This window comes from Nostoc sp. (assembly GCF_036917575.1).
Lineage (GTDB): Bacteria > Cyanobacteriota > Cyanobacteriia > Cyanobacteriales > Nostocaceae > Nostoc.
Map to the genome: position 1 here is coordinate 15,805 of NZ_JBALDC010000055.1, position 15,133 is coordinate 30,937.

Genomic DNA, 15,133 nt, shown 5'->3' on the forward strand with positions numbered 1-15,133 from the left:
ACCCTTACGCTTACGCGGAAATAGAAGTACGCAAAATTACCCTACGCTAATCCGCAGAAGTCTTCAGCTTTTTTACCAGTATGTATAGCAGGAGGCAGGAGGCAGAGGGCAGTTCTTGCTGGAGGTAAAACTATTGCTAACTCTCTTCTTTCACCCCATCTTTATGTCCTAAAGAGTGTGACTACGGCTATAAATTTTGTAAATACGTAAGTTTAATCATTATGGTTAGCTATTCCAACTCAGATTACCTGCCCCCCATTCAAGACAACGAGTTTCTCCCGCCACTTGGTCGTTGGACTACTTGGGGCGGACTAGTTCTTGTCTGTGCTGTGGGGCTAGCTGTTCCACTCGCTTCTGTTATCAAATATAAAGTGACAGTTAAAGGACAAGCTGTTGTCCGCCCTGCTGGTGAATTGCGGCTGGTGCAAGCTGCTACCGAAGGTCAGGTGACGCGGGTCTTTGTTACAGAAAATCAAGTTGTCAAAAAAGGAGATGTGATTGCTACTATTGACAACTCAAAGTTGCAAACCAAAAAGAGCCAACTGCAAAGTAACATTGGGCAAAGTCGTTTACAACTGTTTCAAATTAATGCCCAGATTAACGCCATTAATAGCCAGGTTTTAGCTGAAACTGAGCGCATCAACCGGGTTATTGCTGGTGCTGAAGCTGAATTAAGCGATCGCAGCCGGGACTATCAAAATAAAGTTATTACTACCGCTACTGATGTCCAAGAAGCGGATGCCAATGTCAAAGCTGCGGATGCTAGTCTCAAAGCTGCCCAGTCAAAGCGAAATCGTTATGAAGTTGTAGCCAAAGCCGGAGCCTTGTCTCAAGATCAATTTGAGGAAGCACAACTAGCTGTTCGCCAGCAATCACAAGCTTTCCAGGCAGCTAAAGCCAAATTACAAAATGTTCAAACTGCCCTCAATCCTAGTAATGCACAAGTAGCGATCGCTTATAATCGCATTGCCCAAGAAAAAGCTACAGGTCAAGCCAGTATTGCGACTTTAAATAAAGAACGCCTTGCTCTAATCCAGCAACGAATTGAAATCCAAAAACAGCTAGAGACCGACAAGAGCGAACTGCAACAAGTAAATATCGACCTCAGCCAAACTAAAATTACTGCCACAGCAGACGGAATTATTTCTAAATTAAACCTGCGAAACTCTGGTCAAACAGTGCCTGCTGGACAGGAGATTGCCCAAATTGTCCCCGGTGATGTTCCCTTAGAGATTAAGGCAGCAGTAGCACTTCAGGATAAAAATAAGTTGAAACAAGGCCAAAAGGTACAAATGCGGGTTTCTGCTTGTCCTTATCCAGATTATGGTACTCTCAAAGGCCAGGTTAAGACGATTTCCCCAGATGCAATTGCACCTCAAGGGAATGCTACTAATGCCACCGACACTACATCTAACAACCAAAAAATGGCAGCCGTTGGTGGGTTCTATGGGGTAACAATTCAGCCAGAAAGCCTTTCTCTAGGTAGGGACAAACACTTGTGTGCGCTGCAATTGGGAATGGAAGGTACAGTTGATATTATTTCTAGAGAAGAGACTGTAATGCAATTCTTTTTGAGGAAGGCAAGGTTGATTGCAGACTTGTAAGCGATCGCATTGTAACTATTCGTAACTATTTCTAGCGGCAAAATCTTTACCTATCTTGAAAGGGCTAGTCCTACATAAATAAGAACAACAGCGTAGCTGATATAAAGTTTTATCACTACCCCAAGCGGGATAATTTGGGCAGAGGACGGGCGACGTTATACATTAATAAGTGTATCTGCAATACCGGACTTGTTCTGGCTTAGTCTCAATAGCAAAGGTTTGGAGATGTTTACTTCATCAGAAACTTCTATTTTGGCGGCAATCCTGCTAGTGGCTTTAGGCATTTTGGGTTGGGGCTTTTATCGCGCCAGACCTTTTGGAAAGCTAGGAATCTTGGCCTGGTTACAGTCGGTGGTGTTGATGACTCCCTGGCTACTATTTTTTGGATTATTTGCCGCAGGGATTTACATCAACATAGCAGGTATATTGTTCTTAGTTGTGGCTTCCGCTGGATTGTACATCTACTTGGGCAAACAGTTACGCGCAGCTGGACAAGATACCATACTCAAGCAGCGGGCAACCCAAAGACTCGCCGTTGAGTCCTTACCAGAAGAAAATTCCACACAACCAACAGAAATAGAACTCAAAGCCCAGATATCACCGATTCCAGAAGATGACTTGAATGCAATTAAAAGTATTTTCAGTATTGATACATTTTTCGCCACAGAAACCATCCCCTACCAAGATGGAGCAATTTTCAAAGGTAATCTGCGGGGAGAACCAGAAGAGATCCACAACCGTCTAACTACAAGTTTGCAGCAACGCCAAGGCGATCGCTATCGCTTGTTTTTAGTCGAAAATACAGATGGTAAACCTGTGATGATTGTCTTACCCAGTCGCAACGATCCGCGGCCGATGCAGTTATCGCAAAAAGCTTTTGCAGGTATTCTATTAGTAGCGACCATAGCCACAAATTTAGAAGCTGCGGGATTACTGCTGAATTTTGATTTATTCGCCAGTCCTGAGCGGTTTCTGGAAGCTTTGCCCATAGGCGCTGGCATATTTGCGATTTTAGTAGCTCATGAAATCGGTCATTGGATACTTGCACGTCGTCACCAAGTCCGCCTCAGCTGGCCTTTCTTTTTGCCTGCTGTACAAATCGGGTCTTTTGGTGCGGTGACACGCTTTGAATCTTTGGTTCCCAATCGTAAAGTACTGTTTGATATTGCTTTGGCAGGCCCAGCCGTCGGTGGTATCGTTTCTTTATTGACACTAATTGTCGGCTTGTTACTCTCCCACACAGGGAGTTTATTTCAGGTGCCCAATCAGTTTTTCCAAGGTTCGATTTTGGTGGGCAGCTTGGCGCGGGTTGTTCTCGGTTCGGCTTTGCAATCGTCTTTAGTAGATGTTCATCCCCTAGTATTAATTGGTTGGCTGGGGTTAGTCATAACCGCTTTAAACTTAATGCCCGCAGGACAACTAGATGGTGGTCGCATTGTCCAGGCAATTTACGGGCGCAAAACCGCAGGGCAAGCAACTTTTGCGACTTTAGTTGTGTTAGTACTAGTGGCTCTTGGTAATTCTCTTGCTTTATACTGGGCGATCGTGATTCTGTTCTTACAACGGGATCTAGAACGCCCTAGCTTGAATGAAATCAGCGAACCTGATGATGCCAGAGCTGCTTTAGGTCTTTTGGCTCTATTTTTAATGATTACCACTCTCCTACCCCTAACCCCCGGCTTGGCTGGGCGTTTGGGAATAGGATAGTACTCTAAGTCATGCTGGCACTAAAATCAGATGAAGAGAGTTTAATCAGACAATTTATTGTTATGAGTTGCAGCTTTTTCTCTGAATTAAAGTGCCAGCATGACTATCACTATATTAGAAGCGGGTATTCTGCACAAAGATATTGCCTTGGGTTTCCATCCAGTTGAACTACGGCAATACACGGATTTTGCTGTATCTTAATTCTTTTGATGTTTTGTAAGTAAGTTGGCACAATAAAACTAAACTATGTGAAGAAAGATAAACTAGACTAAAACCCTTTTCTATACGGTTTCCTGCTCTATCCCTACGACAAATTTTACGGCGACTTATCTATTTATTTCCAAAGAATAATACATTAAGTAGCGATCGCTAGATTAAACACATTAGCTTATGTTATTTGAACTAGAACCGTCATCAGCCACAATAGAAGTTGCCGAGCTTTGAGGCGCTGATTATGGAAGAATTATTAAATCTGAAAGACTTACTTGTTAAGGGCGATGTTCAAGGAGCATTAATTATAGTTGAAGAATTAGAGGAAATGAGCCGAAATGACATTATCAAGACGATTCGTAGCTATGCAGTGATTTTGCTATTGCATTTGATTAAACAACAAGCTGAAAATCGCACGACTCGCTCTTGGGAAGTCTCTATTCGGAATTCAGTTCGGGAAATTCAACGTGAAAATAAGCAGCGCAAAGCTGGGGGCTATTATCTCACGCCAGAAGAATTGCTAGAAACCTTAGCAGAAGCCTATTTAAATGCCATTGATGAGGCTTCTCTAGAAGTAGAAGAAGGTCGTTATGAAGTCCAAGAATTAGAAAAGCTGGTTGAACAAGAAGAAATTATCAATCGTGCTTTGGTTTTAATCTTACCAGGAGAGTCTAGTTAATTGGCTAAACAGCGACTCGACACACTATTAGTAGAGCTAAATTTATGTTCTTCTCGCGCCTTAGCACAACGGTTAATTCAGGCGGGAGAAGTTACTGTTAATCAGCAGTTAGTTGATAAACCTGGTACTGAAGTTGATATTTCGGCTCAAATCAATATTAAAGAGCGATCGCCTTTTGTCTCTAGAGGCGGTAAAAAACTCTCCAAAGCTTTGTCAGTATTTGCCATTCCCGTAGTAGACCGTATTTGTCTAGATGGTGGGATTTCTACTGGTGGTTTTACTGATTGTCTCTTGCAAGCTGGAGCAAAACAAGTTTACGGTATTGATGTCGGTTACGGACAAGTTGACTGGCTCTTAAGAAACGATCCGCGAGTGATTTTGTGGGAACGCACCAATTTACGCCAACTACGACCAGATGAGTTATATAAAGACGATGACGCGATTCCTGATTTAGCGGTGGTCGATGTATCGTTTATTTCTTTAACCAAGATTCTGCCTGCTTTGTGGCAATTAACTCAAGCTAACCGAGAAGCTGTGTTGTTAGTCAAGCCACAGTTTGAAGTCGGCAGATCCCGTGTGGGTAAAAAAGGTGTTGTGCGCGATCCAAACGACCAAGCTGATGCCATTTTCCAGGTATTGCAAGCCGCCCAGGAATTAGGGTGGAAATACAAAGGCTTAACTTGGTCGCCGATCACTGGCCCTGCTGGGAATATCGAATATCTATTGTGGTTGGCAATGGAAAGTGAAACACCACCACTTGATTTAGAAGCAATTAAGCAAATAACACAATCAGCAATAACTGATTTACGAAAAAGTTAAAGGTCGTAGATTAAACATTCTACGGAATCTGGATGGCGATCGCAGTAATTTTCCAAAGAGGTTTTCTTTGATTTTGCTTGCTGTCGATCAGCTTTCTCAGCTTGCAATTCTTCCACAATGTCCCAGGCTACGGCACAATCAGCAGAATTGCCATCTAGCTCACAAGTTGTGCGGGCTTCAGTAATGGCGTCAGTAATGGCTTGTTCAATATTTGCTGCCCCAGCAGTTTCAAATGAGTTTATGGTACTTGTCATGATACTTTTACCTTTGTTTACAGAGATAGATATTAACTATGAGCTTTCAATCACCTTAAAATGCTCACATTTCTAGTTTAAATAGGCTTCCCACAAGAGGTAGTGGTAAACACCGCCATCTTTTTAGCAAAATTGAGTGTGATTACCCTCTTGTCATCTTTAGATTCAAAAAGGTATGGGAATTCTACTAGTAGAGAGGGTCATGTTCTCAATCTTGCATCCCAAATTGGAAATGTCAGTCAATTGTCAGAAGATATTGATAGAAATTGATAAACACTTATAAATGGTAAGAAAGGCGAAACAATTTTTATTTATTCTCAACACTTGTGTCTGTAGTAACTCAAAACTCCCTAAATAACTAATCATCTGTACAACTAACTACTCAATTCATAAGGTTGTACAGTAGACCTCTTGCAAAAGTGCTTTTTGCACTCTTGTGGTCAAAGGGATGCATGTTAAAGGGGAAGGTGGGGCCCCCTCTGGGGACAAGGGGCGGAGGAAAATACAAAACCTTTCCCCCTTTTCCAGACAATGCCAAGAAGTCTAGTCTCTAAGCAGCTACTATTACACAAGTACCAACATGAATATTCTTTAAAAAAAGTATATTTTTTGAGCGTTTAAGTAGAGCAAATACTGATAAATATATAAAGGTAAAACTTTAATAACAATATGTTGAAGTATACTCTGGGCGCTACAGGTATCGGGCTGATCGCCTTAATCATTGGAGAAGTTACAATTCCCCAGCAGGCTGTTGCTATATCTTTGTACTCTATTACCGATCTTGGTTCCTTAAACCCTACTGCTACTGGCTTTGATGCTTATAGTCCAGGATACGATATTAACAATGCTGGTCAAGTGGTTGGTAGCTCAATTCTTCCTAATACTAATGTTTTCCGCTCTCACGCCTTTCGCACGGCTCCTAACAGTGCAATTAATCCAGCAACTGACGACTTAGGTACTTTAGGTGGTAACTCAAGCAGTGGCAACGCAATCAATGACTTTGGTCAAGTAGTTGGTGGCTCAAACAAGTCTGTGTATGGATTTCAATATGCTTTTCTCTGGAATGATGCTACTGGAATGCAAAATCTCGGAACCTTTGGGGGAGATACCAGCGTCGCTAATGCTATTAATAACTTAGGACAGGTCGTTGGCTCGGCAAAAACCAAGGAAGGAGAATTCCACGCCTTTTTCTACAGTGGGAGTGGAGCATTACAAGACCTAACTACCCTTGGGGGATCAAGCTCTGCAAATGATATTAACGACTTAGGACAAATAGTTGGCTCCAAACAAACTCAGTCGGGACAAAATCACCCTTTCCTCTACAGTAGGAATGGAGCATTACAAGACTTAGGCACACTTGGGGGTAAAGAAGGTGTAGCTTCTGCTATCAATAACTTTGGACAGGTCGTTGGTACGGCAGACACTGGAGCAACTTTTCAACCAGACGAGCCAAAAGAATGCCCTTGTAATGTTAGCCACGCCTTCATTTACAGTGGGAGTGGAACACTACAAGACTTAGGCACACTTGGGGGGCCAAACAGCAATGCTACTGATATTAATGATTTTGGACAGGTAGTTGGTAATGCAGGCTATATCAAGGGGTCTACTATCACCGTTCCCTTCTTCTATAGTGACGGTAAAATGAGTAATTTAAACGACCTCATTCCTGCTAATACTGGTTGGGTTTTGGAAGACGCAAACGGGATCAACAACTCTGGACAAATTGTCGGTACTGGTACTATTCAAGACCCTATACGTAATTACCCTGTTCATGCTTTTCTTTTGACACCTGTTTTGAAACCGACTTCTGTTCCAGAACCTTCAATCATATTCGGTTCATTGATAGCTAGTGCTTTTGGTATATTCTTGGACAAAAAATCTAAGCAGCAAGGTAAAGCTAAAGGTATAGTCTAGACTCACAACTTCGACTATTTTATAACTGCCGTGTTCGCGAGTTTAATATCGTGTTCAGTGAAAGACTTATTATTAAGAACGCAGGGGGCAGGGGGAAAGAGGGTTTTCCGGTTTCTGCATAGATGACGGGAATTATAACTAATTAACCGGACACGATATAATACGGTAGTTTCTACTTTCTGGTTAATTTAAGTCAATAGAAACTTTTCGGCACACAACTCGAAAATCTTAATACTTTAGATTTAATTCTTGTCGCAGACGATAGATAATTGTGTTTTGGTCAACTTGAGAGACAATCTCTTGAATGACACTGCTAGCGCCCAATTGTCCCCAAGTGCAGCCTTTTTCGAGATAGACTTGGGCGGCCTTGCCAACGGAATATGCACCATAACCGGCGATACCAGCTTGAGCGATCGCACTGCCAGCAAAAGCAGTAATATTGCTGGGATTTTCACCACTAGTTATTGCAGCCGTACTTTTACCTAAACCCAAAATAAAACTACTACCTAATTCTCCCAGTAGTAAACCACCAGAACTGAATAAAATCGTTTTTAAAATTTTCCCGGCTTCATAGCTAGTCATCGGTAAACCATACAATCTAGCGAGAGCGCGAATTAAAGCTAAATCAGCAACAGTTCCCCCAAGGATGTCTAAGAAGGCAATGGGATTGAGCATTACTGCCAAAGCTTTATATTTGGTAAATTGCCAAATAATTTCTTCGGCTTCTTTTTCGCGTAAATCGATGGTTTTTTGAGCGATCGCGGCTTCTGCATCCCGTGCTTGGATCAGTGCATTTAAAGCTAGAAGCGATCGCCCTTCTTGATTGAGAATATTCAGAATTGTCTCTTTGAGTTCGTCTACTTGCGGTGGTGGTGTTTCCCATTCATAACTGACACGCCCATCAGGCCACTCAACCCGCACTTCCATTGCTGCTGGTTCCGCCGCTACCATCACAATTTCATCGGGTAGTAGAGGCTTTGCTTGGGGAGCCACTGCGGTCTTGGGGTTTCCCCAAGTGGAGCACGTGGCGTGATTCCCAGTACCGAGTTGTTGTAAATTTTGGTAAATCGTGGAGCGATCGGTATCTGGGTATAAATCTATCTTGTTAAACACTAAAATCAGGGGTTTTTGCGATCGCCTTAATTCCAGCAGTGCTTGATACTCAGTACGTGTTATATCACCAGACACAACAAACAAAATCAAATCCGCCTGATGTACTACTTCTCGTGCCATATCCGCCCGTGACTCACCCGCAATTTCATCTAATCCGGGCGTATCAATTAACTCTACTAGTACCTTATCACTGGGCTGCCATCGCACGGAACGCGGCCATTGAGTGACACCATTTAAGGGCCCGGTTTGCAGAATTTTGTCTCCCAGTAAAGCATTTAAAACTGCTGACTTTCCTCGACTCACCAAACCAAAAACGGCTATTCTAATGACGTTTGAATCCAGCTTGTTGAGTGTGGCTCTCAAAGCTTCCAATTCTGGTTTCACCAAACCTATAAATTCTGGGTTAGATGAAAGCTGTCCTGACTTGCGAAGATATCCATACCAAGAAAGCGCTTGTCTGAGACTGGCGCGGGCACGATTTAAGTGAGTTTCTTGCAGATTACGATAAACCGACATAATATCAACACTTCAGCCTTCACTCTCTCTAAAATACTTATCCAATGCTCAAAACACTTACTTTCAGCATTTGATCGTAAATAATAGGTATGAATTCATACTCATTAACCATGCTTAATTAATATTCACTTTATCAACCCCATTACCAGGGGAAGGAAAAGTTAAACATACCTCTCTATTATCCCTAAGTTGTTGAACTAATACCCTATATATAAGACATAAAAAATCCCTAACTTTATGATATTGAAAATTAGGTGTTTTATAAATTTTAAGTAAAGATATGACTAATGGATAACTAGCTCCTAAACAGAGAGGCTAACGCCAACATCTATACTTAGCTCAAAGGCGAATTGGCTCCGACTTTGTTCAGTTTTAGTCAGGGTTGAAATTCCCTCATGTAACTTTCTTCTTGACAAGAGGCTCGCCCTAAGCGTAGCTATGCCGTAGGCTTGACGTGATGCTACGCCTAACTTACTTCTCTGTAAGTACAATAGACCTCTTGCAAAAATCCTTGAATCACCCCTCCCCAACCCTTTTTGATATGTTGGGGAGGGGGTAAGATTTCAAGTTTCCCCCCAATATATCGAGGGGATAAAGGGGGGTCTATTCGACTTATGCCAAAGGTCTAATTTTAAAATTTTAATTTTGAATTCTTGATCTGGGTATCCTAAGAAGACAAGGTTAGATGATATAGACAAAGGAACAAAGTTTATAACTTATGTATGAGTAGAGAAAACAACTAGAATTTCTACTAAAAAAACTGATTTAACAATTAGCCAACTCATTCCATAAAAAGAAGAGTGCTTGCGGTCAATCATGAAGGTAAAAGCTGATCTACACCCTTGTACGAATTTTACGATGCCTGTGGTTTTTGCTAGCCTACGCAGATAGTTGATAAATTTTGTGAAGCAAATTTTACATAAGTGCAGCCTGAAATTCTGGACTTATAGCAGGAGGCAGAGGGCAGGAGGCAGGAGGTAAAACTATTGCTAAATCTCTTCTTTCACCCTTTACAAATGTCCTAACCTGTATGACTACGGCTGTATAAGAGCAGTCTTTTTTAGACTAAGACATAAATATTAATTATATAAAAAATTGAGGAATAGCCATGCAAGGAAATGAGCGGGAAAAAATACGCCATCTATTGGTCATCCAAGATATGGAAGGACGGCGAACTGTCCCCTTACGAGAGACTACTTATTCTCTGGGGCGGCATCCTGCAAACACTATTGTCTTGGCTTCCCGGTCAGTATCAATGCAACATGCAATTTTATTGCGAGTAACTGTTCCAGAAACTGACCGATACGGCTTCCAGATTATTGATGGCAACTATAAGGGTAAAGCAAGTACTAATGGCTTATTTGTAAATGGTAACAAATGCTTTTCTCATAATCTTAGGCATGGAGATACTATTGCTTTTGGCAGTAATAAAGCTCAGGCTAAATATTATGCTATTTCCAATATTTCAGAACAAGCATTTTCTGAATCTTTTGATGTTGAAGACTTATCTGGTTTCTTATCAGAGCAAGCCAGTCCTGCCAATCCTTTTCAAACCTTAGCCATCGATCCTAGCTTTGAAGCAGCTAGTGAGTCTGCCCTAGCTCGCCTAGCATCCTTCCCTGAACTCATCCCCAATCCAATTATTGAAATGGATTTCGAGGGAAGAATTACTTATCTCAATCCAGCCGCAGCGATCAAGTTTCCCAATCTTAGGGAAGCTGGGACAGAACACCCAATCTTAACGGAACTTTTAATTGGAGTTAAGAATCTAGAAAACAATTCTTTTGTACGGGAGGTGGAAGTAGGTACAGAAGTTTTTGAACAATCTGTTCTCTATCTTCCTGAAAGTGATTTAATTAGAACTTTTATTATTAGGGATATTACAGAGCAAAAGCAAGCTACAGCCGAATTACAGCAGCGCGATCGCTTGTTACAAGCAGTTGCAGAAGCTGCCAATTATTTGCTTGGAGAAATGAATTACGAAACTGGTATTGCTCAAGCTCTAGCTGTACTGGGCGAAGCTGCCTTGGCAGATCGTGCCTATCTGTTTGAGAACCATCCCCATCCTCTTACAGAGGAAATAGCAGTCAGCCTACGGTTTGAATGGACACAATCTTGTATTGAATCTACCCGCAACCATTGGCAGAATCAGCCTTATCAAGCTCCTGGATTAGCCCGTTGGTACACAGTTCTCTCTAACGGTCAGTCGATTAGCGGTATCACTCAAAAATTTCCGATCGCAGAACAAGAATTCTTGATTCGAGATGGCATTCAATCTCTTCTCTTAGTGCCTCTTCGTTTGGATAATGATTTTTGGGGGTATCTTGGCTTGGCAGACTGCACCTTTGAGCGTCATTGGTCAAAGCACGAAGAATCTACTCTTTTGACGATGGCCGCCAGTATCATTGGCGCACGGCAGCGTCAGCAAGTAGAAGAAAAGATTCGCTATCAAGCCCTCCATGACTTGCTGACAGGGTTGCCCAATCGTCTACTATTTAATGAGCTGCTCAGTAAAACTCTGCCCAACGCCACTAGAAATGACGAAAGTTTAGCTGTAATCTTCCTCGATCTAGATCGCTTCAAAGTCATCAATGATACTCTGGGGCACACTCTGGGAGACCAATTGTTACAAAGTGTCTCTCAAAGATTAAAAGACTCACTTAGAGGCGGAGATACTGTAGCCCGTTGGGGAGGCGATGAGTTTACTATTTTAGTCCCACGAGTTGATGATATTAAAGAGGTAACTTTGGTGGCGCAGAGAATCTTACAAGCCTTTGAGGATGCTTTTCATCTCCAAGAGCATGAACTTTATGTGACTGCCAGCCTCGGTATTGCCTTATTTGATAATAACAGTCCTGACGCGGAAACACTAATCCAGCACGCAGATGCCGCTTTGTACTACGCCAAGGACAAAGGACGGAATAACTACCAATTCTATAGTGTTTCCCTGAGTGCTAAAAATCCTGAACTCCTGACTTTAGAAAAAAGCTTGCGCTATGCCTTAGAACGGAATGAATTTACGTTGTACTATCAACCTCGTGTAAACATTGCTACCGGAAAAATTACTAGTATGGAGGCTCTGTTGCGTTGGCAGCACCCAGAGATGGGATTAGTCGCTCCCAGTGTGTTCATTCCCCTGGTCGAAGAAAGTGGATTAATTGTCCCCATCGGCGAATGGACGCTACAGACCGCCTGTAGCCAAAATAAAGCATGGCAAGATGCTGGATTGCCACCGATTACGATCGCTGTCAATCTTTCTCTAAAGCAGTTCCGCCAACCCAAATTGGTAGAGACTATAGCCAAGGTTTTGGAACAAACAGGTCTAGAGCCGCGCTTTTTAGAACTAGAAATTATGGAAACCACAGCGATTGAAGACTTGGAACTTACCACAAAGGTGTTAGAAGAGCTACAGCAGATGGGTGTTCACATCTCCATTGATGACTTTGGTACAGGTCATTCCTCGCTCTCACGTCTACAACTTTTGCCACTCCACAATCTGAAAATAGATAAATCTTTCATTCAATATTTGACGCAGGATACTAAAGTAGCTCATATTATCCAAGCCATAGTTACCTTGGGACACAGCTTGGGATTGAAGTTAACAGCCGAAGGGGTAGAGAAAGAAGAAGAATTGGAATTCTTGAAATCTATCAACTGCGAGGAGGTACAAGGCTTTTTATTTTACCGCCCACTTACTGAACACAAAGCAACAGAAGTCCTCGAAAGTACACGGCCAACGATCTAGTAGTTCGCCAAGTGAACTTGGCTATTTATTGGGTAAGGGGGAAGGTGGGGCCCCCTCTGGGGATAAGGGGCAGGGGGAAAGGTTTTAAATCCCTTACCCTTTTCCCTTTCCCCTTTCCCCAGCCCGAAAAAGCGCATCTTTGGGTTGGCAGACTACTAGTACAAGGGAAAACTGTTTGTACCAGTAAGGATACAATAAAATTCATTGTCCTGCTGCCGACCTTTTTCGTCCTATGTTGCCAGTCATTTATTCTGAGGAATTTTTAGATCACAAGACTGGAAAATACCATCCCGAAAAACCAGAACGTTTGAGTGCGATCGCCAATGCCCTAAAAACAGCTACATTCGCAGATAAAATTAGCTGGCGATCGCCTACACCAGCATCAGAACAGCCATCACTGATGTCTTCGTTGGTTAGAACACATACCCCAGCCTATATCGAAAAACTGTGGCAAATCGCTTCTAGTGGCGGTGGTCCCTTGGATGGAGACACACTAGTTTCCCCGCGCAGTTATGATGTGGCATTGTTGGCAGTCAGTGCATGGTTAGATGGAGTTGAGGTTGTCTTAAAGTCGGCTAATCCAGCTTTTGTACTAGCGCGTCCTCCAGGACACCATGCTGAAAGTGATGCCGGGATGGGATTTTGTCTATTTTCTAATGCCGCGATCGCCGCTTTATTTGCTTTAGAACAACCTGGAATTAACCGCGTCGCCATCCTCGATTGGGATGTACATCACGGTAATGGTACTCAGGCGATCGTTGAAACTGAAGCACGCATTGCCTATTGTTCTCTACATCAATATCCATGCTATCCCGGTACGGGAAGATCCACAGAACGCGGCTTTCACAATAATGTATTAAATTTACCAGTACGCCCTGGTAGTGATATTGCAGTATATCAGCCACTATTTGAAAAACAGGTAGTACCATTTTTAGTTAACTTTCAACCGGATTTACTGATTGTGAGTGCTGGTTATGATGGCAATGCCGCAGATCCTTTGGCAAGTATTAATTTGCAACCAGAAGATTACGCTTTATTTACTGATTATTGTCTAGGGGTAACTCGTAAAATTCTGTTTGGCTTAGAAGGTGGTTACGATTTTGATTCTCTTTCTCAATCTGTTGTAGCGACAATTAAACGCTGTTTATTTTAGGCATTTCTTTTTTGGCTTTGCACAGAAAGCGTGATGATTTGGGGACTTCTAAAATTCACCCTCTGCTTCAAGAGCTTCAAAAGCTTGCCCCAATTTATCCCACTGTTCTGTAACGCCCTTTTTTTTAAGTGAAACCTCGCAATTCTTAATTGAATAACTTTCGTATATGCACTGATATGGTAGTAATTCTATTTGATTTGTAGCTCAGATTCCCAAATTATTTCAGAAATTGGGAATTTTCTTTTATATATAGAATATAGTTTGCCAAAATAGGCATTTTATAGATGTTTATTCTCAGAATTATTTGTGAGTTAGTTGACATATTTAACAACTATCTTTACGTAAATTTAAGGTGACATAACTTGCGAACTAAACTAAAACCAAGTAATTTCTTTTACAAAAGCTTTCTAAAATTCATCAAATCTTCAGAAATAAAAAGTTTGAATGCTGTTCTGAAGAGCTAAAGTTTTGTTAAGATGCAATTGCTAGCAATTTCTCAAGGGAATTCACCTATCGAGGTGTGGAGAAATAAAAAGCACTAGCAGCAAAAAGTTCAAAAGGTGAAGCAATGACCACCTATATTTTTTTCGATGAAGCTTTACGAATGCTGACCAACGCCTATTTGATATCAGTAGTACTGTTAATGGCAGCTTCTGGTATAGGTTTGGCTGTAATTGAGACAATAGAAAAGACAGGAGAACGCTAAGTTTATAGATGGCAATGTAGTTCCTGCCAAAAACCATTGGATATAAGTGTTCGCCGTGAATAAATCCTGGGAACACTAAAGGATGAAAGTCTCAAGCATTACAGTCTTTCCTGTAAATCTACCAAACATACAGGTAACTGTAACGCTATCGGGACTCTAACCAAGGAGCTACTACAATGGGTCTATTCGACGCTGTATTGGGCACAGAAAGCCAAGCCCAAGCAGCACTCAGTCCAGGGGAAGCTTTTGCTGTCATTATATTGACGGCAATGGCTTCAGACGGTTATCTTTCTGTTGAGCAAGCAAATTCTATCATTTCTGTGCTGTCTCGGATGAAACTTTTTAAAAGTTATTCTAATGAAATGATGAACAGGTTGTTTGAAAAAATTTTGGGCATTCTCCAAGGTGATGACTTTAATGCTTTGTTTAATGCAGCAAAAGATTCTCTATCTCAAGATTTGCGGGAAACAGCCTTTGCAGTAGCCACCGATTTGGTCCTAGCTGAAGGTATTATACCTGAAGAAGAAAAAAACTTCTTAATTGATTTATATCAAGCTTTAGGGGTTTCAAGTGAGATAGCAATAAAAATTGTGCAAGTAATCTTGATTAAAAATCGTGCATAGGGCGATTGAATATAACTCGTTATGCCCATTGTCCTTTACTTGATTAAACTGTATAAGTAGCTTATAAATAAAGCGTGGCACGGAAGTTTA

At 41.8% G+C, this 15,133-nt stretch carries 12 protein-coding genes; 10 read left to right on the plus strand and 2 right to left on the minus strand.

Features of this window, described 5'->3' with window-relative positions; translation table 11 throughout:
- Positions 1–221: 221 nt before the first annotated feature.
- The 5 genes from V7K79_RS16695 to V7K79_RS16715 all read left to right on the plus strand — a co-directional run bounded on the left by V7K79_RS16695 (position 222) and on the right by V7K79_RS16715 (position 5,019).
- Positions 222–1,604 (plus strand): HlyD family secretion protein, encoded by a 1,383-nt coding sequence (locus V7K79_RS16695; protein WP_335049124.1) that lies wholly within the window; start codon positions 222–224, stop codon positions 1,602–1,604.
- A gap of 225 nt (positions 1,605–1,829) precedes the next feature.
- On the plus strand, positions 1,830–3,311 hold the full coding sequence (locus V7K79_RS16700) for a site-2 protease family protein (RefSeq protein ID WP_335049125.1): 1,482 nt from the start codon (positions 1,830–1,832) through the stop codon (positions 3,309–3,311).
- 99 nt (positions 3,312–3,410) lie between these two features.
- Positions 3,411–3,512, plus strand: a complete 102-nt coding sequence (locus V7K79_RS16705) for an element excision factor XisI family protein (protein ID WP_335049126.1) — start codon at positions 3,411–3,413, stop codon at positions 3,510–3,512.
- A 253-nt stretch (positions 3,513–3,765) separates the two neighbouring features.
- Complete coding sequence (locus V7K79_RS16710; RefSeq protein ID WP_335049127.1) at positions 3,766–4,200, plus strand: DUF29 family protein; 435 nt, start codon at positions 3,766–3,768, stop codon at positions 4,198–4,200.
- Entirely contained in the window at positions 4,201–5,019 is an 819-nt protein-coding gene (locus V7K79_RS16715) for a TlyA family RNA methyltransferase (protein WP_335049128.1), read from the plus strand.
- Here the strand turns inward: V7K79_RS16715 and V7K79_RS16720 are convergent.
- The gene (locus V7K79_RS16720; RefSeq protein WP_335049129.1) at positions 5,016–5,273 is read right to left on the minus strand and encodes a Calvin cycle protein CP12; all 258 of its coding nucleotides are present in this window, start codon (positions 5,271–5,273) and stop codon (positions 5,016–5,018) included. The two genes, V7K79_RS16715 and V7K79_RS16720, sit on opposite strands and share 4 nt — an antisense overlap.
- A gap of 669 nt (positions 5,274–5,942) precedes the next feature.
- Between V7K79_RS16720 and V7K79_RS16725 the strand changes: the two genes are divergently transcribed.
- Positions 5,943–7,187 carry a hypothetical protein gene (locus V7K79_RS16725; protein WP_335049130.1) on the plus strand — a complete coding sequence of 415 codons (1,245 nt, stop codon included), beginning with the start codon at positions 5,943–5,945 and terminating at the stop codon, positions 7,185–7,187.
- A gap of 228 nt (positions 7,188–7,415) precedes the next feature.
- On the opposite strand, the gene V7K79_RS16730 is transcribed toward V7K79_RS16725, so the two are convergent.
- Positions 7,416–8,816, minus strand: a complete 1,401-nt coding sequence (locus tag V7K79_RS16730) for a GTP-binding protein (protein ID WP_335049131.1) — start codon at positions 8,814–8,816, stop codon at positions 7,416–7,418.
- Between the two features lie 1,108 nt (positions 8,817–9,924).
- Between V7K79_RS16730 and V7K79_RS16735 the strand changes: the two genes are divergently transcribed.
- The 4 genes from V7K79_RS16735 (at position 9,925) to V7K79_RS16750 (ending at position 15,043) form a co-directional block, all read left to right on the plus strand.
- A complete protein-coding gene (locus V7K79_RS16735; protein WP_335049132.1) occupies positions 9,925–12,561 on the plus strand; it encodes an EAL domain-containing protein in 2,637 nt (878 codons plus the stop codon).
- 232 nt (positions 12,562–12,793) lie between these two features.
- Positions 12,794–13,714 (plus strand): histone deacetylase family protein, encoded by a 921-nt coding sequence (locus tag V7K79_RS16740; protein ID WP_335049133.1) that lies wholly within the window; start codon positions 12,794–12,796, stop codon positions 13,712–13,714.
- Between the two features lie 568 nt (positions 13,715–14,282).
- Positions 14,283–14,420 carry a hypothetical protein gene (locus tag V7K79_RS16745; RefSeq protein ID WP_190240853.1) on the plus strand — a complete coding sequence of 46 codons (138 nt, stop codon included), beginning with the start codon at positions 14,283–14,285 and terminating at the stop codon, positions 14,418–14,420.
- Positions 14,421–14,596: 176 nt separating this feature from the next.
- Complete coding sequence (locus V7K79_RS16750; protein ID WP_335049134.1) at positions 14,597–15,043, plus strand: tellurite resistance TerB family protein; 447 nt, start codon at positions 14,597–14,599, stop codon at positions 15,041–15,043.
- The last annotated feature ends 90 nt before the right edge of the window (positions 15,044–15,133 follow it).

Bases quoted from the DNA above. Each gene is read 5' to 3' on its own strand.
- V7K79_RS16695 (WP_335049124.1), top strand. From the start codon at position 222: ATGGTTAGCTATTCCAACTCAGATTACCTGCCCCCCATTCAAGACAAC.
- V7K79_RS16700 (WP_335049125.1), top strand. From the start codon at position 1,830: ATGTTTACTTCATCAGAAACTTCTATTTTGGCGGCAATCCTGCTAGTG.
- V7K79_RS16705 (WP_335049126.1), top strand. From the start codon at position 3,411: ATGACTATCACTATATTAGAAGCGGGTATTCTGCACAAAGATATTGCC.
- V7K79_RS16710 (WP_335049127.1), top strand. From the start codon at position 3,766: ATGGAAGAATTATTAAATCTGAAAGACTTACTTGTTAAGGGCGATGTT.
- V7K79_RS16720 (WP_335049129.1), bottom strand. From the start codon at position 5,273: ATGACAAGTACCATAAACTCATTTGAAACTGCTGGGGCAGCAAATATT.
- V7K79_RS16725 (WP_335049130.1), top strand. From the start codon at position 5,943: ATGTTGAAGTATACTCTGGGCGCTACAGGTATCGGGCTGATCGCCTTA.
- V7K79_RS16730 (WP_335049131.1), bottom strand. From the start codon at position 8,816: ATGTCGGTTTATCGTAATCTGCAAGAAACTCACTTAAATCGTGCCCGC.
- V7K79_RS16735 (WP_335049132.1), top strand. From the start codon at position 9,925: ATGCAAGGAAATGAGCGGGAAAAAATACGCCATCTATTGGTCATCCAA.
- V7K79_RS16740 (WP_335049133.1), top strand. From the start codon at position 12,794: ATGTTGCCAGTCATTTATTCTGAGGAATTTTTAGATCACAAGACTGGA.
- V7K79_RS16745 (WP_190240853.1), top strand. From the start codon at position 14,283: ATGACCACCTATATTTTTTTCGATGAAGCTTTACGAATGCTGACCAAC.
- V7K79_RS16750 (WP_335049134.1), top strand. From the start codon at position 14,597: ATGGGTCTATTCGACGCTGTATTGGGCACAGAAAGCCAAGCCCAAGCA.